Here is a 1,562-nt window from a genome sequence, read left to right on the forward strand (position 1 = left end):
GACACCTGCAGAGCAGGGCCGGTCAGATGCTCCTTAGAAAGGAGGTGATCCAGCCGCACCTTCCGGTACGGCTACCTTGTTACGACTTAGTCCTAATCACCGATCCCACCTTCGACGGCTCCTTCCACAAGGGTTAGGCCACCGGCTTCGGGTGTTACCGACTTTCATGACTTGACGGGCGGTGTGTACAAGGCCCGGGAACGTATTCACCGCAGCGTTGCTGATCTGCGATTACTAGCGACTCCGACTTCATGAGGTCGAGTTGCAGACCTCAATCCGAACTGAGACCGGCTTTTTGGGATTCGCTCCACCTTACGGTATCGCAGCCCTTTGTACCGGCCATTGTAGCATGCGTGAAGCCCAAGACATAAGGGGCATGATGATTTGACGTCATCCCCACCTTCCTCCGAGTTGACCCCGGCAGTCTCCTATGAGTCCCCGCCATAACGCGCTGGCAACATAGAACGAGGGTTGCGCTCGTTGCGGGACTTAACCCAACATCTCACGACACGAGCTGACGACAACCATGCACCACCTGTACACCGACCACAAGGGGGCGACCATCTCTGGCCGTTTCCGGTGTATGTCAAGCCTTGGTAAGGTTCTTCGCGTTGCATCGAATTAATCCGCATGCTCCGCCGCTTGTGCGGGCCCCCGTCAATTCCTTTGAGTTTTAGCCTTGCGGCCGTACTCCCCAGGCGGGGCGCTTAATGCGTTAGCTACGACACAGAAACCGTGGAAAGGTCCCTACATCTAGCGCCCAACGTTTACGGCGTGGACTACCAGGGTATCTAATCCTGTTCGCTCCCCACGCTTTCGCTCCTCAGCGTCAGTTACGGCCCAGAGATCTGCCTTCGCCATCGGTGTTCCTCCTGATATCTGCGCATTCCACCGCTACACCAGGAATTCCAATCTCCCCTACCGCACTCTAGTCTGCCCGTACCCACTGCAAGCCCGAGGTTGAGCCTCGGGATTTCACAGCAGACGCGACAAACCGCCTACGAGCTCTTTACGCCCAATAATTCCGGACAACGCTTGCACCCTACGTATTACCGCGGCTGCTGGCACGTAGTTAGCCGGTGCTTTTTCTGCAGGTACCGTCACTTTCGCTTCTTCCCTACTAAAAGAGGTTTACAACCCGAAGGCCGTCATCCCTCACGCGGCGTTGCTGCATCAGGCTTTCGCCCATTGTGCAATATTCCCCACTGCTGCCTCCCGTAGGAGTCTGGGCCGTGTCTCAGTCCCAGTGTGGCCGGTCACCCTCTCAGGCCGGCTACCCGTCGTCGCCTTGGTGAGCCATTACCTCACCAACAAGCTGATAGGCCGCGAGTCCATCCCCAACCAAAAAATCTTTCCACCACCAGACCATGCGGCCAGTGATCATATCCAGTATTAGACGTCGTTTCCAACGCTTATCCCAGAGTCAGGGGCAGGTTACTCACGTGTTACTCACCCGTTCGCCACTAATCACAGGAGCAAGCTCCTGATCATCGTTCGACTTGCATGTGTTAAGCACGCCGCCAGCGTTCGTCCTGAGCCAGGATCAAACTCTCCGTAAAAAA

The 1,562-nt window shown here is 56.3% G+C and carries 1 rRNA gene; it reads right to left on the bottom strand.

Going from position 1 to position 1,562, the window contains the following annotated elements:
• Positions 1-37: 37 nt before the first annotated feature.
• A 16S ribosomal RNA gene (locus tag J2X59_RS15880) occupies positions 38-1,559 on the bottom strand.
• Positions 1,560-1,562 lie beyond the last annotated feature (3 nt).

The organism is Curtobacterium sp. 260 (genome assembly GCF_030803485.1).
Classification (GTDB): Bacteria; Actinomycetota; Actinomycetes; order Actinomycetales; family Microbacteriaceae; genus Curtobacterium.